Below are 23,870 nucleotides of genomic sequence, written 5' to 3'. Positions count from 1 at the left end.
GCGGCTAACGTGTCCTGACAATCTGCAGCAGCTCGTCGCCGTAATGCTCAAGCTTCTTGTCGCCGATGCCGGGCACGTTGCGCAGCTCGTCCAGCGTGGTCGGCCATGCGCGAACGATGCCGTCGATGGTGGCGTCGTGCAGCACGACGTAGGCCGGCACCCCACGTTCGCGGGCAATGTCCGAGCGCCACGCTCGTAGCCGCGTGCGCAATTCAGGATCGACATCGCCCTGCGGCGCGTCGGCCGCCGGCGCCAGATCGCCGCGGCGGGACTTGGTGCGGCTCGAACGGATCCGGGTGCCGGGCGCTTCCTCGCGCAGCCACACCTCGGTTTCGCCCCGCAGCACGCCGCGCGACGAATCCGTCAGCTTCAGCGCGCCGAAGGCTTCGCTGTCACTTATCAAGTGCCCCATCGCCACGAGCTGCCGCAGCACCGTGCGCCACTGCTTCTCGTTGAGCTCGCGTCCGATGCCGAACACCGTGAGCTTGTCGTGGCCGAACTGCGTCACCTTCTCGGTGAGGCGCCCGATCAGCACGTCGATGAGGTGCATCGCGCCGAAACGCTGCCCGGTGCGATAGACGCAGGACAGAAGCTTTTGCGCCAGCACCTTGCCGTCACGCATTTTCGGCGGCGTCAGGCAATTGTCGCAATTGCCGCAGCCCTCGCCCATCACGATCTCGCCGAAATAGGCGAGCAGCCGCCGGCGCCGGCAGTGCGGCGTTTCGGCCAGGCCAACGAGCGCATCGAGCTTGCCGATCGAGACCCGCTTGAATTCGTCGGAGCCGCTCGACTCGTCGATCATGCGGCGTTGCTGCACGATGTCCGAGAGACCGTAGGCCATCCAGGCCGCCGACGGCTTGCCGTCACGGCCGGCGCGTCCCGTCTCCTGGTAATAGGCCTCGATGCTCTTGGGCAGATCGAGATGCGCGACGAAGCGCACGTCCGGCTTGTCGATGCCCATGCCGAAGGCAATGGTAGCGACGATGACGATGCCGTCCTCGTTGAGGAAGCGGTCCTGGTTGCGTGAGCGCACGCTACTGTCGAGCCCGGCGTGATAGGGCAATGCCGCAATGCCGGCGTCGTCGAGCGCGGCGGCGACCTCCTCGACCCGTTTGCGGGACAGGCAATAGACGACGCCCGCATCTCCCGCGTGACGCTCCCGGATGAAATCCTTGAGCTGCGACACCGCGTTGCGCTTGTCGACGATCTCGTAACGGATGTTGGGACGATCGAAGCTGGAGACGAAGTGCGGGCTGTCTGCGAGCTGAAGCCGCTCGACGATTTCCTTGCGGGTCAATTCGTCGGCGGTCGCGGTCAGCGCGATGCGCGGCACGTCGGGAAAGCGCTCGGCGATGATCGACAGGCCGACATACTCGGGGCGGAAATCATGGCCCCATTGCGAGACGCAATGCGCCTCGTCGATCGCGAACAGCGCCACCTTCGCCCGCGCCAGCAGCGCCAGGCAGCGCGGCGTCACCAGCCGTTCGGGCGCGACATAGAGCAGGTCGAGATCACCCGCGATCAGGCGCCGCTCGATGTCGGAGGCTTCCTGCGAGGTCAACGACGAGTTCAGCGCGGCGGCGTTGACCCCGGCTTCGAGCATGGCGGCGACCTGATCGCGCATCAGCGCAATCAAGGGCGACACCACGACACCGCAGCCTTCGCGCAGCAGTGCCGGCAATTGATAGCACAGCGACTTGCCGCCGCCGGTCGGCATCAACACCAGGCAATTGCCGCCGTCTGTGACGTGTCGAATGATGTCGCCCTGCGCGCCGCGGAACCCGGGCAGGCCGAACACCGAACGCAGCACCGACAGCGCATCGCGGCCATCTTGGGGCGCAGGCAGCGGAGCGGTGGAAGGAGAGGACATGGGCATGTCGGGGTGAAGCCGTGAGATTCGTCACAAGGCCAGTCGCATGACCGCGGAGGCGTGGCAAGGCCGTTTGGGGGGCTTGCACCGCTGCTTCCGCTCCCTCTCCCCGTTCTTACGGGGGCCGCGACGAGCTTCGCTCGCGCTGGGAGGGTTGGGGTGAGGGGCTTCTCTCCACACGTGAGATTGCCGATGAACCTGTACCCCCTCACCCGAATTCGATCTCCGATCGAATTCGACCTCTCCCCGCAAGCAGGGCGAGGTAAGAAGGCTACGCCCCAATCCTTCGCAGCGCTTCCGCGACCGTCACGATCGGCATGTCGCGCTTTCCGGCTGCCTGCAGCGCATGACGCATCAGGTACGGCGTACAGCCATACGGGCTCGGTGCGTTGGCGACGTCATGGCCATAGAAGATCAGCCATCCGCCGCTCTCGACCGCCTCGTCGAAATAGCGATCGACACCCGTCGTATTGATCTCGCAATCGACCAGGGGCGAGGCGCGCAGGAACTGGAGGTCGATGACGTCGCGATTGACGCCGGGAAGGATGCCGCGCGCCGAGCGGAAGGTCTTGGCGAGCTGCGGCTTGCGCCACATCGACGCGATGCCATAGGGGTAAGCGAAATTTTCCAGTGTGATCGAGGAATCGATGCCGCGAAAATGGCTGCGGTTTCGCTCGATCTCGCGGGCCATGGCGGCCTCGTCGAGATTGACCGCACTCAGATGCGAGAAAGTATGGCAGGCAATCTCGTGTCCGGCCCGGTGAAGCCGCACGATGGCGTCGTTTGACAGGCCGTGCCAGTGGTCCGAGGGACGATCGACCAGGCTGCCGGCGAGATAGAACGTACCGCGGCCGCCATGCTGCTCCAGAAGCCCGGCGCCCTCGCCTGCGGCGCTATCGGGGGCATCGTCGAAGGTGAAGCTCACCATGGGTGCATGCGCGGGCAGCCGGTGCGGCGCGGCGCGGAAATGCCGGGCCAGCCGATTGCTCACGCGTCCCTGGAGTGCCGACCACACGACTCGCATTCCCTGTCTGCCCCGCCCCTCACTGAAGCATTCGTGCCCGGCTCGAGGCAAGCTTCACACTTCGTTAGTCCTAACGTCGACCCCGTCGTCCCGACCTAACGTGCAAGCACCGACGCGTCGGTCCCCGCGCCGAGATACTGCAGCCAGTTCCGGAACAATGCCGCTGCGGCGCTGCCGGCGGCGATATCGGCACGCAAATTCAGCGCGGGCAGTTCGTTGCCGAGCGCGGGGTGGCGCTGGTGCCTTGCCTGTTTCTCGAAGCGGACCAGCTTCTCTTCCGTCGAAGCGTCAAAATAGCTCACGGGCAAGTGCGGATAATTGTCGCGCTCGCGCGCGAGATACCGGCCGATGTCGCGCAGATATTCACGCTGAAGCGACAGCGCGTCGTATTCCGGGTGGCCCTGGAAGAACACGAAGCGGCTGGCATACTGCCGGACGAAGATGTCGACGCCGGCCTTTGCCGAACGCGTCAACACCTGGTAGCCGGCCTGCGCAAGGTCACTCTCGGCGATCTCGTTGAGACGCGAATGCGAGACCTTGAGGGGCGCAGGCGCGGCCCGCGTCAATGGATCGCCGGTCACGGCCTCGCAGTCGAAAATGCCGTGACATTTGGCCGCGAGCGGCCGCCGTTCGATGCGGTCGAGATGCAGCACCGCGGCATGCGCAGCGAGGCACGACCAGATTGTCGAGCGCGTGTTAACCTTGGCCCAGTCGATCAGCTCGGTGAGGTCGCGCCAATACGGTTCCTGGTCGAGCTCGGGCGCAACCGGCTCGGCGCCGGTCACGATCAAGCCGTCGAACTTGTGCCGCCTGAGCTCGATGAGTTCAGAATATTCGCTCTCGACATGCCACCTCGCTTCCGGCGAGCGCTTCACCGAGGGCAGCGAGAAGCAATGAAAGCGGATGCGGCGCGGACCTGCAGCGGCTTGCAGCAGCTTCATGAACTGCCGCTCGGTCGCCTTCAGCGCCGGATCCGGCATGTTGTTGATCAGGCCAATCGTGAGCTCGGTGCCGCTGTGCTCGCGCGCCAGATCGCCCGCTCCCGGTACCAGCGCCGGGCTCGATATGCCTTGATCCCTGTCGATCAGGATCGTCATCGGCGCGGCCGCCTACTCCGCGGCCTGGAGGCGCGCGGACGGGCAGGCCTTTTCCAGTGCCTGGTCGAGGTCCTCAATAATGTCCTGGCAATGTTCGATGCCGATCGACAAGCGGATCGTTTCCGGCAAAACGCCGGCGACCCGCTGCTGCTCCGCCGACATCTGCCGGTGCGTGGTCGAGGCAGGATGGCAGGCCAGCGACTTGGCATCGCCGATATTGACGAGGCGCGTGATCAGCTTCAACGCATCGTAGAAGGACTTGCCGGCTTCCATGCCGCCCTTGATGCCGAAGGTGAACAACGACGAGGCATTGCCGTCGAGATATTTCTGCACCAGCGGGTAATAAGGGCTGTCCGGGAAACCGGTGTAGTTGACCCAGGCGACTCGCGGATCCTTGCGCAGGAATTCGGCGACCTTGCGGGCATTCTCACAGTGCCGCTCCATGCGCAGCGCCACTGTCTCGATGCCCTGGAGCAGCAGGAAGGCGTTGAACGGCGACAGCACCGAACCCATGGTGCGCTGATAGATGCTGCGCGCGCGCTCGATATAGGCTGTCTTGCCGAAGCGCTCGGCATAAACGAGGCCGTGATAGGACGCATCCGGCTTGTTGTAGCCCGGGAAGCGGTCGGCGTGCTTGGCCCAGGGGAAATTTCCGGAGTCGACGATGGCGCCGCCGAGCGTGGTGCCGTGGCCGCCCAGGAACTTGGTGAGCGAATGCACGGCGATGTCGGCGCCGTAATCGAACGGCTTGAGCAGGATGGGCGTTGCAACGGTATTGTCGACGATCAGCGGCACGCCGTGGGCGTGGGCGATCTTCGCCAGCGCTTCGATGTCGCAGACATTGCCGGCGGGATTGCCGATGGTTTCGGCGAACACGGCGCGGGTGTCCTCGTCGATCAGCTTTTCGATCGCCTCGGGCTTGTCGCTCTCGGCGAAGCGGCCGGTGATGCCCTGCCGCGGCAGGATGTGCGAGAGCAGCGTATGCGTGGTGCCGTAGAGCTGCGGCACGGAAACGATGTTGCCGCCGTGATCGGCGACATTGACGAAGGCGAAATGCAGCGCGGCCTGCCCGGTGGCGACCGCAAGCGCGCCGACGCCGCCCTCGAGCTCGGCGATACGTTTCTCCAGCACCGCGCTGGTCGGATTGGCGATGCGGCTGTAGCGATAGCCTTCGGTCTCGAGATTGAAGAGCGCCGCGCCGTGATCCGCGCTGTCGAAGGCGTAGGCCGCGGTCTGGTAGATCGGCACGGCAACCGCGTGCGTGGTGGCTTCGGGCTCGTAGCCGGCGTGAATAGCGATCGTCTCGTTGCGCATCGTGCCACCTCCGCGTGGAGCGGGCCGCACTTATTGGCCTGTATGAGGCTGGTGCGTTGTCCGCCGTCCCTCTGTTAGAGGCGGGTGGTAAAGCGGACAATAATTCGTCTAGAGATCGAGGAAGTAACCCTAACGGTTGTTGGGGAATTGGCTAAAATTCGAATCAAATTGGATTAATGAAACAATACTTGGCGAAAGCTTGCGGCCATCCTTCGAGACGCCCGCCTGCGGCGGGCCCTCAGGATGAGGTCCTGCCTTGCTGCGCGATTTCAGACCCTCATGGTGAGGAGCCCGCGCAAGCGGGCGTCTCGAACCATGCAGGCCGCGCTCGTCTGGAGGGAAACATCCGTCGCTCCCTGTCAGCCCATCTGTTCCCACAGCCGATGGGCGAGCACGCCGGCCCGCTTCTCGATCGCGGCCGCCGCGTCGAGCGCGAGGTCCTCGCGATAGCGGCCGGCGATGAGCTGCACGCCGATCGGCTTGCCGTCGTGCACTGCCACCGGCACCACGGCGCCGGGCAGGCCCAGCACGTTGATCGCGGAGATGAAGCGGATCTCGCCCCAGAAGATCTCGCGCACGCGCTCCGGACTGACAGTGTCCTCGCGCGGGCCCGGCGTCGGCTTTACCGTGGTCGGCGCCAGCACGACCGGATACTCTTCGAAGAACAACTGCCAGGCGCGGATGTGGCCATTGCGCGCGGCGGTCGCCTGCATCCAGGCCTTGAGGTCGAGCACGTTGGCCTTGGCTTTCATGCCGCCCCACGCCTTGTGGAAGTCTTCGGACGTCACCTTCAGCATGCCGGCTTCCTGCAACACCACGGTCTCGTTGGTGATGATGTCGCACCAGGTCTGCCAGACGCCGTCGATGTCGGGCACGTCGACCTCGCTGACCCGATAGCCCGAACGCTCCAGATGATCGGCGGCCTGGCGCAACGCCGCCGCGACGTGCGGATCGACGTCCATGTCTTCAGGAATCCTGGCGAGCGCGACCTTGATCGGCCCCTTCGGCTTCGCACCCACCAGCGGCGCCGGCACCCACCAGGGATCGCGCGGATCGCGCTGGCTCATCACCTCCAGCGCGAGCCTGACGTCGGCGACGTGGCGGGCGAGCGGCCCCTGCGCCGACATCAGATGCGCCAGCATCGGCCGTTCGGCGGTTGCGCTTGCGTTGAACGCCGGAATACGCCCCTGCGTCGGCTTGATGGTCGCAACGCCGTTGCAATGCGCCGGCCAGCGCAGCGAGCCGCCGATGTCGTTGCCGTGCGCGATGGTGCCGATGCCGGCGGCGACCGCCGAACCCGCACCGCCCGAGGAGCCACCGCAGGTGATATCAGGATCCCAGGGATTGAGCGTCAGTCCGTGCAAGGGATTGTCGGTGAAGCCGCGGAAGGAGAATTCCGGCGTGTTGGTGAGGCCGATGACGATCGCACCGGCCTTCTTCAGGTTGCGCACCACGGGCGAATCCGACGGCGCGATGAGGTCCTTGTTGGCGGGAACGCCATTGAAATTCGGACGGCCTTCGTAGTCGACATTCTCCTTGATCGTGATCGGCACGCCATGCAGAAGGCCGAGTTCACCACCTTTGGCGCGCCGCTTGTCGGCCGCATGCGCCGCAGCCAGCGCCTCCTCGGAGAGATCGACGACGACGGCGTTCAGCCTCGGATTGACGGCACGCATCCGCTCCAGATGCGCCTCGACGGTCTCGACCGCGGAGATGGCGCCGGAGCGGATCGCGGCTGCGGTTTCGACCGCCGACCATTGCCAGGCCGGGCCTTTGGGGCGACGCGGTGCGGACGATTTGCGCGGGGTGGCCTGCTTGACCGGCTTCGTTGCAGCCTTCGCAACCTTGCCCTTGCGAACGGCGCTTTTCTTGCTGGAGGATTTCGCTGCTTTCTTCGCACTACTTTTCTTCTTGGTCGCCGTCTTCTTCGCCACGTCGCATCTCCTCAAATTGCGTCGCGGAAGTTATGGAGGTCACGCGACCGTGTACAGGCGCGTTTCTGCATGGCGCGCCGTCGCGACGCGTTGTCGCGGTCGAAGGCGCGCGAGAGACGCTCATGAACCTTTAGGTCTTCTCCCATGACCCATGTACTGGTTGAATGACGGAACAAACTACCGTCAAGATTGCCGCATCGCGACCGGATTTTCGACGCAGCTATTTGGACAGCGACAAATTGGAGCATTTGCCATGCTCGTGGAATTCGACAGCGGCTACGACCAGCAACCGTTTCGCGATCTGTGTGCCGACTATCCCGGCGCCGAGGCCTACGATCCACGCGACTTCCGCGTCGAATGGGGCCCGATCTTTCACCGCGGCCGTCTCGACGGCTCGGCACGCGTGCTCGTCATCGGCCAGGACCCCGCCCAACACGAGACGATCGTGCGCAGGATTCTCGTCGGCACCGCAGGCCGTCGGACGCAAGGTTTCCTGGCGAAGCTCGGCATCACGCGGAGCTACGTGATGGTGAACACCTTCCTGTACAGCGTCTACGGACAGAGCGGCGGCTCCAAGCACAAGAACGAACCCGGCATCGTCGACTATCGCAACAGATGGTTGAAGGCCGTGCTCGGGCCCGGCAACATCGAGGCCGTCGTCTCGCTCGGAGGCCTCGCCGACGAGGCCTGGAAGGCCTGGCTCAAGACGCCCGATGGGGCGGCCTCCAAGACCCTCGCCTACCAGCACATCACTCACCCGACCTGGCCCGAGAGCTCCGCCCACGATTCCGCTACGCAGGCTGCGAATACCAAGATCATGCTGACCAAGTGGAATGCCGCGCTCGCGGCTCTCGCGCCTGACGTCAAGCATCCCGACGCAGCGACGACGCTCGCGCCTTATGGCGACGCCTTCAAGCCCTCCGAGCTCGTCGACATCATCGCAAAGGATTTTCCGGCGGGCCTGCCGGCCTGGATGCGCGGCGATACGCCATGGGCCACGCGCCAGGGCGCTGACGCCGCAGCCAAGCGACGCACGATCGCGATCACCGTGCCGGATGGGGTGATCCCGTGAGCCCGGCCCCAAACCCGAAGCGATGGGCACTGACCGGACGGATCGTGACGATGGCCGCCGAGGGCGACGTCATCAAGAGCGGGACGATCTTCATCGAGGACAATCGCATCGCGGCGATCGTCCCCAAGGGACAGCCGGCTCCTGCGGGCTTCGACGCGGTCGAGCCTGTCGCGACCGGCGGCACCATCTATCCCGGCCTGATCGAGCTGCATAATCACCTCAGCTACAACATCCTGCCGCTCTGGCGCGTGCCGAAGCACTTCGACAATCGCGACCAATGGCAGAACGCCAAATCGTACAAGACGTCGGTGACCGGCCCGATGAGTGCCATTGCTCTCGCCGACGACGGCTCGCTGCTGCCGGCGCTGGTTCGCTATGTCGAAGCCAAGTGCCTGGTCGCGGGAACGACGACGAGCCAGGGGATCACGCTGTCGAACTGGAGCGGCACGATCCACAAATATTACAAGGGCGCGTTGCGCGCCGCCGAGATCGGCAGCCCTCCCGATCTTCCGCGGGCCCACTCGAAGATTCCCGACATCGACGCCGAGGATTGGGCGAAGTTCGACAACGAGCTGAAATCCTCGTCGTGCTTCCTGCTGCACCTCAGCGAAGGTATCGATACCAAGGCGCATAGCCACTTCCTCGCCTTGCGCAATGCCGCGGGAGACTGGGCGATCGAGCCGTCGCTGGCCGGCATTCACTGCACGGCCCTCGATGCGACCGATTTTGGGACGATGGCCGAAAATCAGGCCAAGATCGTCTGGTCACCGCTGAGCAATCTGCTGCTCTATGGGAAGACGACCGACGTCGCCGCCGCGCGAACGGCCGGACTGACGATCGCGCTGGGCTCGGATTGGTCGCCGTCCGGCAGCAAGAACCTGCTGGGCGAGCTGAAGGCGGCGAAGGTCGTGTCCGCGCATTTCAGCCTTGGCTTCAGCGACTACGACATCGTCTCGATGGCGACGCGCAATCCGACGACGATCCTGAAGTGGGATGCGAAGTTGGGGACGATCGCCAAGGGCAAGTTCGCCGACCTGCTGGTGGTGAAGGGCGTCTCCGGCGATCCCTACGGCCATCTGATCAAATCGCGCGAGCAGGATATCGTCCTGGTCACGATCGGTGGACGACCGCGCTATGGGACGAAAAAGGCCATGCTGCAAGCGGGCGGAAGCGGCGAGGCCCTCAAGATCGGCAGCGGCGCGCGGCTGATCGACTTCACCTCGCCCGACCAGGATCCGGGCATCGAGGCGGTCACGCTGGCGGAGGCGACCACCCGGCTCAGCGCTGCGCTCGGCAATCTCGGCACCCTGCAGCAGCATAGCGTCGCCATGAGCGCGGCGATCGCCGATGGAAGGGTGTCGCGGACCGGATGGCGGCTCGCGCTCGACGAGCAGTTCGGCAACAATGTCCAATTGCGTCCGCGGCTCGCATATGACGGTGTCCGGACCGGTCCGGATCTGGCGGCGGTCGCAGCAGCAGCCGAGCCGCTGCATCCGATCAAGCTGGATGGCCTCACGGTGGCGGGCGATCCCGTCTTCCTGGACACGCTGAAGAGCGAGACAAATTTGCCGGCGGGAATCGCTGCGGCCATCGCGGCTTTTTATTAGACCCCGTCACTGCGGCTGGTGATTCAAGCGCGGCGACCACATCGAGGAAGCCGAGCGGCCGCTCGCGGCAGCGATTGCAAAACAGTCCGACCGCCTGGTGCTGGCGGGCGCGAGAGACGGGGGTTGGCCGGGCGGGGCTACTGGCGGAGAGAGTGGGATTCGAACCCACGGTACGGTTTCCCGCACACACGCTTTCCAAGCGTGCGCCTTAAGCCACTCGGCCATCTCTCCGGAGCGCACTCTCTTGAAGGGGCGCCGATGATTTTGCAAGGGATCGCGGGGAAATCGGGTTATTTTTCCGTAAGATATTGTATTTTATAGACAATATCAGGCGCCACGCTAACGCTCGGAACCGCCCTCCGGCTGAACCGGCGGCGGGTTTGGTGCGACGATTCACTCAAGACCGCCAAACAAGACCAGGGGCCCCATGACCATCCGCCACACCGTCGCTGCGCTGAGCCTGATTTCGGCCCTTGCCGCCGCCTTCGCTGGACCGGCCGCCGCACAGGTCTGCACCCGGCAAGGGGTCGACGTCAGCTGTGACGACGGGCGGCGCGGGATGCTTTCGGGCGATGCCATCCTCTGGCCGGACGGCACCCGCTCGAGCGCGACGCCGCATCAAAGCGTCATCATCGGCAACAAGAGCTCGATCCATGTCGGGCCCGGCGTGTTCGTCGGCCAGGGCAAGGGCATGGTGCCGCTCGACGATCCGAACGCGCCGAACAAGCGGCAGTGCGCGATTCTGGAAGGCGTGTCGTATTGCTATTGAGGCTCTCGTCTTCGGTCCTCCCTGCCCGTAAAGAACGGGGAGAAGGAGACTAGATCAACCGCACGCCTGATATCGCCGACTTCAGCCAGCGCAGCGCTTGCGGTGGCTGGTTAGCGAGCGGAGCCACCGCGGCCTTCTCGGTCCGGCACTTCTCCAGTTCAGCGACGAAATCCGCCGACCATTGCTGGATGGTGTGGCCGCGCAGCTTCTTCATCATCGCATCCCAGCGCATCTTGCGCTCGGTGAGCGGCATCGCGGCCGCGACCGCGATCGCGCGCGCCATACCGTCGATGTCGTGCGGATTGACCAGCAGCGCGGTGTCGAGCTCGTTGGCCGCGCCCGCGAATTTCGACAGCACCAGCACGCCGGGATCGGCCGGGTTTTGCGCGGCGACGTATTCCTTGGCGACCAGATTCATGCCGTCGTGCAGCGGCGTCACCACGCCGATCTGCGCGGTGCGGTAGAGGCCCGCGAGCACGGCCTGGCTAAAGCCCTTGTTGAGATAGCGGATCGGTGTCCAGTCGGCCTCGCCGTGGCGGCCGTTGACGTCGGACACGAGCCGCGCGACCTCGTTCTGCAGGTTGCCATAGGCTTCGATGGCGCCGCGCGAAGGATTTGCGATCTGCAACAGCGAAATGCTGCGCGCAAACTGCGGCTGCTCGGTCCAGAGCCGATCGAACGCGCTGATGCGGTTGACGAGACCCTTGGAATAGTCGAGCCGGTCGACGCCGATTGCGAGCCGCTCACCGTTGAGGCTGCGGCGCAGCCGCGACACGTCCGGATGCGACGCCGATTTCGCTGCGTATTGCGCGAACTTCTCGGCATCGATGCCGATCGGGAAGACCTCGCAGCGCGTTCGGCCATGCTGCGAGATCACAACGCCGTCTTCGACGGCGAGGCCGAGTTCGCCCGCGACATAGCCGAGAAAATTCTGGCAATCGTCATTGGTCTGGAAGCCGAGCAGATCGTAGGCCAGCATCGCCGTGATCAGCTCGCGATGATTGGGCACGCCCTGCATCACCGCGGCGACCGGCCACGGCGTATGAAGGAAGAAGCCGATCGGATCGTCGACGCCGAGGTCCCGCAGCTCCGCGCCAAGCGCGAGGAAATGATAATCCTGCACCCAGAACGCGGTTTGAGCTTTCCGGAAGCGCATCAAGGCGCGCGCCATGAAGGCGTTGACCTCGCGATAGCTGACATAGTCGTCACGCGAGACGCGGATCAGATCGCTGCGCGAGTGCAGCGCCGGCCACAGCGCCGAATTGGCAAACCCTTCGTAATAGCCGCCATAATGCGCCGCCGGCAGATCCAAGGTCGCGATCGCGCCCGAACCCAGCGCCTCGATCTCTGCGAACGGCTCCTTTTGCTGACCGTCACGCACCCGGCCCGAGGAACCCACCCAGATCGCGCCCGAATGTTCCACGACAGGTAACAAGGCCGCCGCGAGACCTCCCGTCATGGGCTCGTTGGGCTTGCCGCGCGCGACGCGATTCGAAACGACGACTAAGTTCACAGGTCGTCCCCTCCTGTTTCATTCCACCCCATTTAACTGCCGTTCATCAATATGGTTCCTGATCATCCTTTGCACCAATTGAAACCAAAATCGGGCGTGCGCGTTGGAACCGGTTTACCTCCAGGGAACCTGACGATTTCGCTACACAAAACAGTTTCGAAGCCGTGGCGCGCCCCAGCATGCAACGAGCGCGCTGGGGAATTACGCGCGCGATATGTGGCTCCGGGATGTCGGCGCCTTATTCCAACCTTGAGTCGTCGAGCAGCCGCGCAAGGAACGCGCGCACATCGTTCGGCGCATCGAAGTGCCCGTTGACACCCATGGCGCGGCGGCCGACCGAGAAGGCGAGCCCGTTCATGTCGGGCATGATCGCGAACACGGTCTCGTCGGTGACGTCGTCGCCGATGAAGATCGGACGGCGTCCCTTGAAAGGCTCGTGCTTCATCAATTCGCGTACGCCGGTCGCCTTGGTGAAACCGGAATGCTTGATCTCGCAAACGAACTTGCCGGGCAGCACTTCGATCGGCGCATTGGGCAGGTCGGCGCGGATCAGCGAAACGGCTTCATAAATCGCCTTCTCCGCATGCGGCGCAAGGCGGTAGTGCAGCGCCAGCGAATAGCCCTTGTCTTCGAGCAGAATGCCGGGACTGAGCTTGGCCACCGCCGCGAGCCGCCGCTTCAACTCCTTGTCCAGCGGCGGCGCACCGACGGCATCGGCTTCATTGTCAATGGAAAGCCGCATTTCCGCGCCGTGGCCGGCGACGGCGCGAAAGACATCGGGCGCGAAGATCAGGTCGATATCATTGAGCGAACGGCCGCTGACCATTGCCAGCGCGCCCGAGGTGCGCTGCGTCAGCCGGATCAACGTTTCCGACAGGCCTGGCGGCACCCACACCTCGCGCGGCGTCGGCATCAGGTCGAGCAGCGTCCCGTCGATGTCGAGCAGGATCGCTGTTTCATTGAGATGCGGCACGAGTGCGTGAGGCACCGGCACCGCATCGGGCGCTTCATCGTCGACCATGGCGCGCTTTTGATCCAATTCAGCCAGTTCCGATTTCATAGTCTACTCCATGGAAGCAAGCGGCCGCGCGATTTCTTCGAGCGATCTGCGTTCCGCCGAGACGGCATAGCGCCACGCCACGATCGCGGCCGCGATCATCAGGAATGCCCCCAGCAAATAGCCCGCGAACACGCTGGTGCGTGATCCCGTGTCGATCAGCGCCCCGAACAACGCGGGCCCGATCACGCCGCCGATGCCGGTGCCGACCGCATAGAACACGGCGATCGCCAGCGCGCGGACTTCCAAGGGAAACGTCTCGCTGACGGTGAGATAGGCGGCGCTCGCGGCGGGCGAGGCAAAGAAGAAGATCACCATCCAGGCGATGGTCTGCCCCTGCGCGCTCAAGGCGCCAATCGAGAACAGATAGCCCGACAGGGCCAGCAACAGGCCCGACGCGCCATAAGTGAACATGATCATGGTACGGCGGCCGAGCGTATCGAACAGGCGGCCGAGCAGCAGCGGCCCGAGGAAATTGCCGGCGGCGAAGGGGAGCAGATACCAGCCGACATGATCGGCGCTGATCCCGTAAAAATCGGTCAGCACCAGCGCAAAGGTGAAGAAGATGGCGTTGTAGAAGAAAGCCTGCGCGATCATCAGCACGAGGCCGACCATCGCCCGCTGGCGATAGACCGAGAACAGCGTATGCACGACCTCGCGGATCGGCGTGTGACTCCGCATTTTCAGACGGATCTTGGCGAAGCGCCCGTCGCTCGTATCCTGGTCGTGTCCGAGCACCGAGCGCTCGATCTCGTCGACGATGGCGTGGGCCTGATCGGGACGACCGTGGATCATCAGCCAGCGCGGACTCTCCGGAATCCACATCCGCATCAAGAGCACGACGAGGCCGATGGCCGCACCGATGAGATAAGCGAGGCGCCAACCGAGATCGGGGCCGATCACCGCGGGATCGAGCAGCACGATGGCCGCCACGGCGCCCATCGCGGCACCGATCCAGAAGCTGCCGTTGATGACGAGATCGGTCCAGCCGCGATAGCGCGCCGGCACCAGTTCCTGGATGGTCGAATTGATCGCGGTATATTCGCCGCCGATGCCGGCGCCGGTGAGGAAGCGAAACAGCGCGTAGCTCGCGACATTCCATGACAGAGCGGTCGCGGCCGTCGCCGAGAGATAGAGCGCGAGCGTGATGAAGAACAGCTTCTTGCGGCCGATGCGGTCGGTAAGCCAGCCGAAGCCGAGCGCGCCGAGCACCGCGCCCGCGAGATAGGCGGAATTGGCAACGCCGAGATCGAGATTGGAGAAATGCAGGGTGGGACTCTGCTTCAGCGCGCCGGATAGCGCGCCGGCCAGCGTCACCTCGAGGCCATCCAGAATCCAGGTGATGCCGAGCGCGAGCACGACGCGGGTGTGAAAACCGCTCCACGGCAGCGCGTCAAGCCGCGCGGGAATGCTGGTTTCGATGATGCGATCGGCCGCGGTCGCCGTGGAGACCACAGGTCCATCGTTCGGCGCTGGGCTTCGCTGCAATTCCATCGCGTTGTTGTATCTGACCAATGGACATGGCCCCGGTTCACATGGCGTGGACGGGGGCGATCCGATCAAGGGGTGCGGCATTCCGCCTGCCACCTGCGACAACGTCTGCGGCGAAGGCAGGTTCCCCGTGGAACGACCGTTCGCGCCGCCGGTTTTCGGTGGAGCCGCAAGGAGTTGACGCATGGCTCATGCCAGAAAGACGACACATTCTCGCAAAACAGCGGCGCGCAAGAGCACCAAACGCGCCGCACCGAAGCGCTGGTCACAGCGCGTGACGAAGGAGAGCGACGCGCTCGATCTGAAACAAGGTGTGTTCAAGCTGACCAGCGCGAAGAAGATCGCGACGTCGCTGAAGCACTCGGCCGAGCGCAGCGCGCGCCGCAAGACCGGCGCCTACCGCTCGGCGCTGTCGATGCTGACCTTCTACATCAACCGCGCCGGCAAGACGCTGCCGCAGACGCAGCGCACGCGGCTGGAGCGGGCAAAGGTGGAGCTGAAGCGGGCATTCGGCAGGGAGTGAGCGCCAGGTCGTCCTGGACGAGCGGAGCGCCGATCCAGGACCCATTACCCCAGGGAGCAAATTGGCGATGGCTCGGAGTTAGCAGTAACCCCTGCTTGGGGTAACGGGTCCTGGCTTTCGCCAGGACGACATTGGCGGGAATGCCCCTACGCCGCCCGGATATTCCCCATGAAGCGGTCGAGCTCGGCGCGCAGGCGGGTGCTTTCGGACGACAGCGTCTTGGCCGAGTGCAGTACCTCTTCCGAGGCCGAGCCGGTTTCGGCGGCGCCGCGGTTGACCTGACCGATATCGGTGGCGGCGGTCTGGGTGCCCTGTGCGACGGTCTGGACGCTACGCGCGATTTCCTGCGTCGCAGCGCCTTGCTGCTCAACCGCGCTCGCAATCGACGTCGAGATCGACGAGATCTGGCCGATGGTCGCGCCGATCTCCTTGATCGCCGCAACCGATTCGGCCGTCGCGCCTTGCATGCCCGTGATGTGCGAGGAAATTTCGTCGGTGGCCTTCGCGGTCTGGCTTGCCAGCGACTTCACTTCGCTGGCGACCACTGCAAAGCCGCGACCGGCTTCACCGGCGCGCGCCGCCTCGATGGTCGCATTCAGAGCGAGAAGATTGGTCTGCTCGGCGATCGCCGTGATGAGCTTGACGACTTCGCCGATCTGCTGGGCGGCATGCGAGAGCTTGCCGATGCGGTTATCGGTCTCCTTTGCCTGCACCACGGCAGCTTCGGCAATGCGGCTGGAATCGCGCACCTGGCGGCCGATCTCCTCGACCGAGGCCGAGAGCTCTTCCGTGGCGGTCGCGACCGACTGCATGTTGCTGGAGGCCTGCTCGGAGACGTCGGCGACCTGGCTCGACAGGCTCTGCGTGGTCTCGGCGGTACGGGTCAGCGTCGAGGCCGCCGATTCCAGCTGCACGGCGGAAGCCGAGACGTTGGAGACGATGGCACCGACCGCGCTCTCGAAATCGTCGGCGAAACGAATCAGCTCGGAACGACGGCTTGCGGCCTGCTCCCTGTTCTGGGCCTCGTTGGCGGCGGCGTCGCGCTCGGCCTTGGCCACGGCCTGCACCTTGAATTCCTCGACCGCGCCGGCCATCTCGCCGATCTCGTCCTTGCGGCCCAGGCCCGGCAGCACGACGTCGAAATTGCCCGAGGCAAGCTCGCGCATCGCCTTGCACATCGCGATCATCGGACGCGAAATGCCGTTGCCCAGCATCAGGGCGAGCGCAGCGCCGACGGCAAGGCCACCCAGCGCCATCATCAGCATCAGCCGCTCGGTGTCGCCGATGGTGGCATTGGCGTTGACCTCGATGCGCTGCTGATCCGCCGTCAGCTCCGATCGCAGCTCACCCGAGAGCTTGAGAATGGACGCGGCCGTCTTGGTCATCTCGCCGTTCAGCTTGACGATGACCTTCACGTTCTCGGTCAGCTTTGAAAAGGAGCTGCGATACTGCTTGAGGAGATTGCTGATCTCGGTGACGCGATCGGTGATCTTCTGGTCGTTGGCATAGATCGAGACCAGCAAGGTCTCCAGGAATTTGATGCGGGCGGTCACGCCGTCCGCGGTCTTCGGCTCCGGTTTGGCGACGAAGGCGCTGACCGAAGTGGAGACCGCAAGGTATTGCGATGTGATGTCCTTGGCCGTGCTCTGAACCGAGTTCAGGCCCGCCAATGCCGCGGTATCGGCAAGATCGTCGAACTTGAAGCGGATCTTGTTGCCGACGCTGTTGAGCTCATCGGTCGCGATCTTGCCGTTCTCGCGCGTCAACGTGATGATCTCGCCGAACACCTTGGTAAAGCTCTTGAAGTCGGCCTCGAGCCTGCCGACCTGCTCGCGGCGCGCTGCGCCCGTGGTGGCCGCCGCCGACTTGGCGATCGCGGCCCTCAGATTCTCTTCGGCTGCTTTGGCTGCGGTCTCATCATCCGCCGCGCCGGTCAGCGTGTAGGCCCGCGCCAGCCCCTGGTAAGCGATCAGCTCGCGATCGACCGTCCGCGCAAGGTCCGCTTCGGCGACGCTGGAGCGGTAGGAGGCAACGGCGGCCTGGATGCGCTCGAAGCCGAAATACGCAAAAGCCATGCTGACGGCGAGGATGGCGAGCACCGCCACAAAGCCGAGGATGATTTTTGCGCGAAAACGCAAGGTGAGCAGCTTCGATGTGGTCGGCTTCGACTTGACGGGCATTCCCCCACCCCATTCCATTCGCGGAAAACCAGGCGCAGCCCGGAAGCAGCCCGCTTCCTGACGCGTGAGCACGGTAAAGCGCAAAGGATAAGCGGCGGTAAATTTGCGACGCCGCAACCGGCGGTTAGGTGACACAGGGTTGTCCGTCGTCCTGGACAAGCGCAGCGCCGATCCAGGACCTTATTGCCCCGGGGAGCAATTTGGCGATGACTCGAAGTTAGCAGTTCGCCCGATAACCCCTGCTTGGGGTAATGGGTCCTGGCTTTCGCCAGGACGACATTGGCGGGAATGCCCCTACGCCGCCCGGATATTCCCCATGAAGCGGTCGAGCTCGGCGCGCAGGCGGGTGCTTTCGGACGACAGCGTCTTGGCCGAGTGCAGTACCTCTTCCGAGGCCGAGCCGGTTTCGGCGGCGCCGCGGTTGACCTGACCGATATCGGTGGCGGCGGTCTGGGTGCCCTGTGCGACGGTCTGGACGCTACGCGCGATTTCCTGCGTCGCAGCGCCTTGCTGCTCAACCGCGCTCGCAATCGACGTCGAGATCGACGAGATCTGGCCGATGGTCGCGCCGATCTCCTTGATCGCCGCAACCGATTCGGCCGTCGCGCCTTGCATGCCCGTGATGTGCGAGGAAATTTCGTCGGTGGCCTTCGCGGTCTGGCTTGCCAGCGACTTCACTTCGCTGGCGACCACTGCAAAGCCGCGACCGGCTTCACCGGCGCGCGCCGCCTCGATGGTCGCATTCAGAGCGAGAAGATTGGTCTGCTCGGCGATCGCCGTGATGAGCTTGACGACTTCGCCGATCTGCTGGGCGGCATGCGAGAGCTTGCCGATGCGGTTATCGGTCTCCTTTGCCTGCACCACGGCAGCTTCGGCAATGCGGCTGGAATCGCGGACCTGGCGCCCGATCTCCTCGACCGAGGCTGAAAGCTCTTCGGTCGCGGTCGCCACCGACTGCATGTTGCTGGAGGCCTGCTCGGAGACGTCGGCGACCTGGCTCGACAGGCTCTGCGTGGTTTCGGCGGTACGGGTCAGCGTCGAGGCCGCCGATTCCAGCTGCACGGCGGAAGCCGAGACGTTGGAGACGATGGCGCCGACCGCGCTCTCGAAATCGTCGGCGAAGCGGATCAGCTCGGAGCGGCGAGCAGCGCTCGCTTCCTTGTTCTGGGCCTCGTTGGCGGCGGCGTCGCGCTCGGCCTTGGCCACGGCCTGCACCTTGAATTCCTCGACCGCGCCGGCCATCTCGCCGATCTCGTCCTTGCGCCCCAGGCCCGGGAGCACGACGTCGAAATTGCCCGCGGCAAGCTCGCGCATCGCCTTGCACATCGCGATCATCGGACGCGAAATGCCGGTGCCGAGCAGGAAGGCGAGGACCGCGCCGAGCATCGTGCCGCCGATGGCCAGCATCAGCACCAGTTGCTCGGTCTTCCCGATGGTCGCTTCCGATTCGGACTCCAGCCGCTGCTGTTCGGCAACGAGGTCCGCCTTCATGGCAGTGGCGCCCTGAAGGATCGCGCCGGCCGAGCCGCTCATCTCGGTGACGAGATCGTCGATCATCTTGACGTTGGCGATCAGCTTCTCCAGCGATTCCCGATAGGCACCGAGCAACCCCTTGGCATCCTTCAGGCCGGCGACGATCTTGTCGTCCATGGAATAGACCGCGTTGAGTGAGTTCTCGACGAATTTCAGCCGCGCCAGCGCGCTGGTCGCAATCGCCTGATCGGATGTCAGCACGAAATTGGTCGCCGCCGCGTTCGCGGTCTGGAATTGAGCATTGACTTGCTTGGTCCCGAACTCGATCGCCTGCGCCTCGGAATCGGAGGCGTTGTTGCCGATGTCGTCGAGCTTGTATTTCAGGAGGTTGGCGTTGCGCGTGAGCTGGTTCTGCACCAGCAGTGCGCTGTCACGCTTGGCCTGGAGGACTTTTGCGAAGGTCGCGGAGAAGTTGGAAAACTCCTTGGCGAGCTTGCCCAGACTTTCCTGCCGCGCCGGCTTCTTGGCGCTCTTGACCGCCTGGTCGATGGCGCTCTTCAGGCCGGTCTCCGCGTCCAGTGCCGCCTTGGCGTCATCCTCCTTGCCGGTGACGACGAAATATTTGACGGCCGAGCGATAGGCGAGCAGCTCCCGGTCGATGTTGCGGGCGAGATCGGCCTCGGTGACGCTGCTGCGGTAGGATCCCACCCCGGAAGAGACCCGCTCGAAGCCAAAATAGGAGAAAGCCATACTGCCGGCGGAGATCACCAGCACCGCGGCAAAGCCCAGAATGATCTTGGCGCGGAACCTGAGGGTCGGCATTATTGTGCGCTTCGACGACGCCGCGATACGCCCGGACATTCCCACCCCCATGTTCATTCAGCCGAGATCCGGTGGCGTCCCGCCCCCTGACCTGGCTGGGCAAAACTAAGGCAGAATCGATAAGGGGCGGTAAATTCGGCGCAGCCGCAGAGTTTCCGGCTCTATCGGCCCCGTTGGACCGCATCGTGATATAGGGGCTGGCATCCCACCTGCGCCCCGGGCGCCGCGCCCGATCCGGTCGACTCGGCCTCCCCAGTCAATGTTGGCCATTCTGGATCAATGACTTTTCCATGACGCGGGCGACCAAAATGCTAGTTGCAAAGTTCCGGGTCGCTGTCTCTAATTAGAAACAATCAAAATCGATCCCGGGAGGACTTCAACCGTGTCTACAGTCAAACTGACGGTGAACGGCAAGGCCGTTGCTGTCGACGTCGAGGACCGCACGCTGCTGGTTCAGCTGCTGCGGGACCACCTCAACCTCACCGGAACCCATGTCGGCTGCGACACCAGCCAATGCGGCGCCTGCGTCGTCCATGTGGATGGCAAGGCGGTCAAATCCTGCACCATGCTGGCGGGACAGGCCGACGGCGCCAGCATCACCACGATCGAAGGCATCGCCAAGGGCGACGAACTGCACCCGATGCAGGCGGCCTTCCGCGACAATCACGGCCTCCAGTGCGGCTATTGCACGCCGGGCATGATCATGTCGGCGATCGACATCGTGCACCGCTATGGTGGCCAGCTCGACGAGGCCACCGTCCGCCACGAGCTCGAAGGCAACATCTGCCGCTGCACCGGCTACCACAACATCGTCAAAGCCGTGCTGGATGCGGCAGGCCGCATGAAGGTCTCGCAGGCAGCCGAGTAATCGGCGCGCCTCGAAATAAGAACCATCGCCGCCGCTTTCGAGGGAAAGCGCGGTCAAGACAAATTCCGGTCGGGAGGACCAGACATGGGTGTTGAAGGCATCGGCGCGAGTGTCGTGCGCAAGGAAGACAAGCGTTTCATTACCGGCAAGGGCCGCTACGTCGACGACATCAAATTGCAGGGCATGACCCATGCCCATTTCATCCGCAGCCCGCACGCGCATGCCAAGGTGAAGGGAATCGATTCCTCCGCCGCGCTGAAGATGCCGGGCGTGGTCGCGGTGCTGACGGGACAGGAGATCGTCGACGACAAGGTCGGCAATCTCATCTGCGGCTGGGCCATCACCTCCAAGGACGGCAGCCCGATGAAGATGGGCGCATGGCCGGCGATGGCGCCGGAGACGGTGCGCTTCGTCGGTCAGGCCGTCGCAGTCGTGATCGCCGAGACCAAAAATCTCGCACGCGACGCGGCCGAAGCCGTGGTCGTGAACTACGAAGAGCTGCCCGCGGTCGCCGACGTCCACGCCGCAATCAAGTCCGGCGCGCCGCAGCTGCATCCCGAAGCTCCCGGCAACCAGGTTTATGACTGGGTGATCGGCGACGAGGGCGCCACCGATGCCGCCTTCGCCAAGGCCGCCAACGTGGTGAAGCTCGACGTTACCAACAACCGCCTCGCGCCGAACGCAATGGAGCCGCGTGCGGCAATTGCCGATTACGATTCGGCGGAAGAGCATTTCACGCTCTACACGACGTCGCAGAACCCGCACGTCGCCCGCCTCGTGCTGTCGGCGTTCTACAACATCGCACCCGAGCACAAGCTGCGCGTGATCGCGCCCGATGTCGGCGGCGGCTTCGGCTCCAAGATCTTCATCTATCCCGAAGAGATGGTGGCGCTGTGGGCCTCGAAGAAAGTCGGCCGTCCCGTGAAATGGACCGGCGACCGCACCGAAGCCTTCCTCACCGATGCGCATGGCCGCGACCACGTCACCCATGCCGAGATGGCGTTCGACGCCAACAACAAGATCACCGGGTTGAAGGTGAAGACCTACGCCAATTTCGGCGCCTACATGTCGCTGTTCTCGTCGTCGGTGCCGACCTATCTGTATGCGACGCTGCTGTCGGGCCAGTACAACATCCCGGCGATCCACGCCGAGGTGGTCGGGGTCTACACCAACACCACGCCGGTCGATGCCTATCGCGGCGCCGGCCGCCCCGAGGCGAGCTATCTGATCGAACGTCTGATGGAGACGGCGGCGCGGCAGTTGAAGGTCGATCCGGCCGCGCTACGCCGGACCAACTTCATCACCACGTTCCCGCACCAGACGCCCGTGATCATGGCTTATGACACCGGCGACTTTAACGCCTCGCTCGATGCCGCGATGAAGGCAATCGACTATGCGGGCTTTGCCGGGCGCAAGGCCAAGGCGAAGGCCGACGGCAAGCTGCGTGGCATCGGCGTGTCCTGCTACATCGAGGCCTGCGGCATCGCGCCGTCGAAGGCCGTCGGCAGCCTGGGCGCCGGCGTCGGCCTGTGGGAGTCCGCCGAGGTCCGCGTCAACCCGGTCGGCACCATCGAAGTCCTGACGGGATCGCACAGCCACGGTCAGGGTCACGAGACCACGTTCTGCCAGCTCGTTGCGGAGCGCCTCGGCGTTCCCATCAGCCAGGTCTCGATCGTCCATGGCGACACCGACAAGGTGCAGTTCGGCATGGGCACCTACGGCTCGCGCTCCGCGGCCGTCGGCCTCACCGCGATTCTGAAGGCGATGGAGAAGATGGAATCCAAGGCCAAGAAGATCGCCGCGCATGCGCTGGAAGCCTCGGAAGGCGACATCGTCATCGAGAACGGCGAGTTCAAGGTGGCCGGGACCGACAAGGCGATCGCCTTCCCGATGGTCGCGCTCGCGGCCTACACCGCGCACAATCTGCCTGACGGGATGGAGCCGGGCCTGAAGGAGAGCGCCTTCTACGACCCGACCAACTTCACCTTCCCGGCCGGCACATACATCTGCGAGCTCGAGGTCGATGCCGGCACGGGCAAGACCTCCTTCGTCAACTTCGTCGCGGCCGACGATTTCGGCCGGCTGATCAACCCGATGATCGTCGAGGGCCAGGTCCATGGCGGCCTCGCCCAGGGCATCGGGCAGGCGCTGCTCGAGCACGCCATCTACGACGCCAGCGGCCAGCCGGTCACGGCCTCGTTCATGGACTACGCCATGCCGCGCGCCGACGATTTGCCCTCGTTCAACCTCTCCCACACTACGACGCTGTGCCCGGGCAATCCGCTCGGCATCAAGGGTTGCGGTGAGGCCGGCGCCATCGGCGCCTCTGCGGCCGTGATCAATGCGATCACGGACGCGATCGGCAAGAACAATCTGGAAATGCCCGCAACCCCTGACCGGGTGTGGCGCACGATCCACGCGGCTTAAGGAGAGGAACGAAGATGTACCAGACCGTTTATCATCGCGCGTCCTCGGTCGACGAAGCCGTCGCCCTGTTCTCCAAGAGCAGCGAAGCAAAGTTTCTCGCCGGCGGCCAGACGCTGCTGCCGGTGATGAAGCAGCGCCTCGCCAGCCCGACCGACGTCATCGACCTCGGCAAGATCAAGGAGCTGCAGGGCGTCGAGCTCTCGGGCGACGTGCTGACCATCAAGGCCGGCACGACCTATTTCGACATCATGCAGAATGCCGATGTGAAGAAGGCGACCCCCGCAATCGCCTATCTCACCTCGGTGCTCGGCGACCCCGCCGTGCGCTATCGCGGCACGATCGGCGGCTCGATCGCCAACAACGATCCCGCGGCGGATTTTCCCGCCGCGCTGCTCGCGCTCGGCGCCACCGTGAAGACCAACAAGCGCTCGATCACGGCGGATGACTTCTTCCAGGGCCTGTTCACGACGGCGCTGGAAGACGGCGAGCTCATCACCGCCGTGTCGTTCCCGGTTCCGGCGAAGGCTGGCTACGAAAAGATGCGCCACCCGGCGTCTCGCTTCGCGCTGACCGGCGTGTTCGTCGCACAGACGAAGTCGGGCGAGGTTCGGGTTGCCGCCACCGGCGCCTCGCAAAGCGGCGTGATGCGGGTCCCGGCCATCGAAACGGCGCTGAAGGCGAATTGGTCACCTTCGGCGATCGACAGCGTGAGCATTTCGGCGAGCAATCTGCTGGCCGACATCCACGGCACGGCGGAGTACCGCGCCAACCTGATCAAGGTGATGGCGCAGCGCGCGGTGGCTGCCGCACGCTGATCATCGCGCCTTAG

At 64.5% G+C, this 23,870-nt stretch carries 17 protein-coding genes and 1 tRNA gene; 7 read left to right on the top strand and 11 right to left on the bottom strand.

Annotation, left to right across the window (positions count from 1 at the left end; translation table 11 throughout):
- Positions 1-4 precede the first annotated feature (4 nt).
- The 5 genes from recQ to C7G41_RS04875 form a co-directional block, all read right to left on the bottom strand.
- Positions 5-1,870, bottom strand: a complete 1,866-nt coding sequence (recQ, locus tag C7G41_RS04895) for a DNA helicase RecQ (protein ID WP_106941531.1) — start codon at positions 1,868-1,870, stop codon at positions 5-7.
- A 271-nt stretch (positions 1,871-2,141) separates the two neighbouring features.
- Positions 2,142-2,885: a polysaccharide deacetylase family protein gene (locus C7G41_RS04890; protein WP_199198258.1), complete on the bottom strand. Its 744-nt coding sequence runs from the start codon at positions 2,883-2,885 to the stop codon at positions 2,142-2,144.
- 104 nt (positions 2,886-2,989) lie between these two features.
- Positions 2,990-3,991: a homoserine O-succinyltransferase gene (locus C7G41_RS04885; RefSeq protein WP_106941529.1), complete on the bottom strand. Its 1,002-nt coding sequence runs from the start codon at positions 3,989-3,991 to the stop codon at positions 2,990-2,992.
- 12 nt (positions 3,992-4,003) lie between these two features.
- Entirely contained in the window at positions 4,004-5,305 is a 1,302-nt protein-coding gene (locus C7G41_RS04880) for an O-acetylhomoserine aminocarboxypropyltransferase/cysteine synthase family protein (RefSeq protein WP_106941528.1), read from the bottom strand.
- A 359-nt stretch (positions 5,306-5,664) separates the two neighbouring features.
- Positions 5,665-7,239: an amidase family protein gene (locus C7G41_RS04875; protein WP_106941527.1), complete on the bottom strand. Its 1,575-nt coding sequence runs from the start codon at positions 7,237-7,239 to the stop codon at positions 5,665-5,667.
- A gap of 253 nt (positions 7,240-7,492) precedes the next feature.
- On the opposite strand from C7G41_RS04875, the gene C7G41_RS04870 reads away from it, so the two are divergent.
- Both C7G41_RS04870 and C7G41_RS04865 read left to right on the top strand, forming a co-directional pair.
- Complete coding sequence (locus C7G41_RS04870; RefSeq protein WP_106941526.1) at positions 7,493-8,311, top strand: uracil-DNA glycosylase; 819 nt, start codon at positions 7,493-7,495, stop codon at positions 8,309-8,311.
- Complete coding sequence (locus C7G41_RS04865; RefSeq protein ID WP_106941525.1) at positions 8,308-9,918, top strand: amidohydrolase family protein; 1,611 nt, start codon at positions 8,308-8,310, stop codon at positions 9,916-9,918. Before C7G41_RS04870 ends, C7G41_RS04865 begins: the two co-directional genes overlap by 4 nt.
- A 141-nt stretch (positions 9,919-10,059) precedes the next feature.
- Here C7G41_RS04865 and C7G41_RS04860 read toward each other — a convergent pair.
- Positions 10,060-10,149 (bottom strand) — tRNA-Ser (locus C7G41_RS04860).
- 196 nt (positions 10,150-10,345) lie between these two features.
- On the opposite strand from C7G41_RS04860, the gene C7G41_RS04855 reads away from it, so the two are divergent.
- Positions 10,346-10,687: a hypothetical protein gene (locus tag C7G41_RS04855; RefSeq protein WP_106941524.1), complete on the top strand. Its 342-nt coding sequence runs from the start codon at positions 10,346-10,348 to the stop codon at positions 10,685-10,687.
- Positions 10,688-10,736: 49 nt separating this feature from the next.
- Here C7G41_RS04855 and C7G41_RS04850 read toward each other — a convergent pair whose 3' ends face one another.
- The 3 genes from C7G41_RS04850 to C7G41_RS04840 all read right to left on the bottom strand — a co-directional run bounded on the left by C7G41_RS04850 (position 10,737) and on the right by C7G41_RS04840 (position 14,751).
- Positions 10,737-12,200 (bottom strand): trehalose-6-phosphate synthase, encoded by a 1,464-nt coding sequence (locus C7G41_RS04850; RefSeq protein ID WP_106941523.1) that lies wholly within the window; start codon positions 12,198-12,200, stop codon positions 10,737-10,739.
- Between the two features lie 238 nt (positions 12,201-12,438).
- On the bottom strand, positions 12,439-13,260 hold the full coding sequence (gene otsB, locus C7G41_RS04845; RefSeq protein WP_106941522.1) for a trehalose-phosphatase: 822 nt from the start codon (positions 13,258-13,260) through the stop codon (positions 12,439-12,441).
- A gap of 3 nt (positions 13,261-13,263) precedes the next feature.
- Positions 13,264-14,751 carry an MFS transporter gene (locus C7G41_RS04840; protein ID WP_199198181.1) on the bottom strand — a complete coding sequence of 496 codons (1,488 nt, stop codon included), beginning with the start codon at positions 14,749-14,751 and terminating at the stop codon, positions 13,264-13,266.
- 181 nt (positions 14,752-14,932) lie between these two features.
- Here C7G41_RS04840 and C7G41_RS04835 point away from each other — a divergent pair, with 181 nt between their 5' ends.
- Positions 14,933-15,271: a DUF3175 domain-containing protein gene (locus C7G41_RS04835; protein WP_106941520.1), complete on the top strand. Its 339-nt coding sequence runs from the start codon at positions 14,933-14,935 to the stop codon at positions 15,269-15,271.
- 146 nt (positions 15,272-15,417) lie between these two features.
- Here the strand turns inward: C7G41_RS04835 and C7G41_RS04830 are convergent, their stop codons facing one another.
- Together C7G41_RS04830 and C7G41_RS04825 are read right to left on the bottom strand one after the other, a co-directional pair.
- Complete coding sequence (locus C7G41_RS04830) at positions 15,418-17,451, bottom strand: methyl-accepting chemotaxis protein (protein WP_199198178.1); 2,034 nt, start codon at positions 17,449-17,451, stop codon at positions 15,418-15,420.
- A 294-nt stretch (positions 17,452-17,745) separates the two neighbouring features.
- Positions 17,746-19,785: a methyl-accepting chemotaxis protein gene (locus C7G41_RS04825; RefSeq protein WP_106941519.1), complete on the bottom strand. Its 2,040-nt coding sequence runs from the start codon at positions 19,783-19,785 to the stop codon at positions 17,746-17,748.
- Positions 19,786-20,128: 343 nt separating this feature from the next.
- Here C7G41_RS04825 and C7G41_RS04820 point away from each other — a divergent pair, with 343 nt between their 5' ends.
- The 3 genes from C7G41_RS04820 (at position 20,129) to C7G41_RS04810 (ending at position 23,856) form a co-directional block, all read left to right on the top strand.
- A complete protein-coding gene (locus C7G41_RS04820) occupies positions 20,129-20,614 on the top strand; it encodes a (2Fe-2S)-binding protein (protein WP_106941518.1) in 486 nt (161 codons plus the stop codon).
- Between the two features lie 84 nt (positions 20,615-20,698).
- Entirely contained in the window at positions 20,699-23,041 is a 2,343-nt protein-coding gene (locus tag C7G41_RS04815; RefSeq protein ID WP_106941517.1) for a xanthine dehydrogenase family protein molybdopterin-binding subunit, read from the top strand.
- A gap of 14 nt (positions 23,042-23,055) precedes the next feature.
- Positions 23,056-23,856 (top strand): xanthine dehydrogenase family protein subunit M, encoded by an 801-nt coding sequence (locus C7G41_RS04810; protein ID WP_106941516.1) that lies wholly within the window; start codon positions 23,056-23,058, stop codon positions 23,854-23,856.
- Positions 23,857-23,870 lie beyond the last annotated feature (14 nt).

The organism is Bradyrhizobium sp. MOS002 (genome assembly GCF_003020115.1).
GTDB lineage: Bacteria > Pseudomonadota > Alphaproteobacteria > Rhizobiales > Xanthobacteraceae > Bradyrhizobium.
The sequence above is the reverse complement of the archived record's forward strand: the minus strand, read 5'-3'. Positions and strand labels throughout refer to the sequence as shown.

Excerpts from the sequence above, each read along its gene's own strand:
- otsB (WP_106941522.1), bottom strand. The coding sequence starts at position 13,260 with ATGAAATCGGAACTGGCTGAATTGGATCAAAAGCGCGCCATGGTCGAC.
- C7G41_RS04810 (WP_106941516.1), top strand. The coding sequence starts at position 23,056 with ATGTACCAGACCGTTTATCATCGCGCGTCCTCGGTCGACGAAGCCGTC.
- C7G41_RS04880 (WP_106941528.1), bottom strand. The coding sequence starts at position 5,305 with ATGCGCAACGAGACGATCGCTATTCACGCCGGCTACGAGCCCGAAGCC.
- C7G41_RS04840 (WP_199198181.1), bottom strand. The coding sequence starts at position 14,751 with ATGGAATTGCAGCGAAGCCCAGCGCCGAACGATGGACCTGTGGTCTCC.
- C7G41_RS04815 (WP_106941517.1), top strand. The coding sequence starts at position 20,699 with ATGGGTGTTGAAGGCATCGGCGCGAGTGTCGTGCGCAAGGAAGACAAG.
- C7G41_RS04870 (WP_106941526.1), top strand. The coding sequence starts at position 7,493 with ATGCTCGTGGAATTCGACAGCGGCTACGACCAGCAACCGTTTCGCGAT.
- C7G41_RS04835 (WP_106941520.1), top strand. The coding sequence starts at position 14,933 with ATGGCTCATGCCAGAAAGACGACACATTCTCGCAAAACAGCGGCGCGC.
- C7G41_RS04830 (WP_199198178.1), bottom strand. The coding sequence starts at position 17,451 with ATGCCCGTCAAGTCGAAGCCGACCACATCGAAGCTGCTCACCTTGCGT.
- C7G41_RS04855 (WP_106941524.1), top strand. The coding sequence starts at position 10,346 with ATGACCATCCGCCACACCGTCGCTGCGCTGAGCCTGATTTCGGCCCTT.
- C7G41_RS04885 (WP_106941529.1), bottom strand. The coding sequence starts at position 3,991 with ATGACGATCCTGATCGACAGGGATCAAGGCATATCGAGCCCGGCGCTG.
- recQ (WP_106941531.1), bottom strand. The coding sequence starts at position 1,870 with ATGTCCTCTCCTTCCACCGCTCCGCTGCCTGCGCCCCAAGATGGCCGC.
- C7G41_RS04825 (WP_106941519.1), bottom strand. The coding sequence starts at position 19,785 with ATGTCCGGGCGTATCGCGGCGTCGTCGAAGCGCACAATAATGCCGACC.